We start from the raw sequence: 289 nt of genomic DNA, 5'->3' as shown, positions 1-289 counted from the left end.
CAGCCAGCGCTTAGTTCAGGCGAACACAGTCACTGGTGAATATCAGTATCAATACGATGATTTAGGCAACCGGTTAGACTTCGGTGGTGTTTACAGCACAGACGGCAAGTTGCTGGAAGACAACCAGTTCAGCTACGAATATGACCTGCGCGGTAATCTGAGCAAGAAAACCCGTAAAGACGGCAGCACCATCGAAACCTTCACCTATAACGACGCAGAACGTTTGGTCGGTTACCAGCGCGAGCGGGTGACCCGCGTAGATGCCGGAAATGGTGAAACCACACTGCAA

General features: G+C 51.2%; 1 protein-coding gene. It reads left to right on the top strand.

Features of this window, described 5'->3' with window-relative positions; genetic code table 11:
- On the top strand, nt 1–289 hold a 289-nt coding region (locus tag ACYP03_RS25665), incomplete at both ends, for a hypothetical protein (protein ID WP_459782628.1).

The sequence above is a fragment of the Photobacterium sp. R1 genome (genome assembly GCF_054600795.1).
This window is presented reverse-complemented; position numbering and strand designations above follow the sequence as displayed.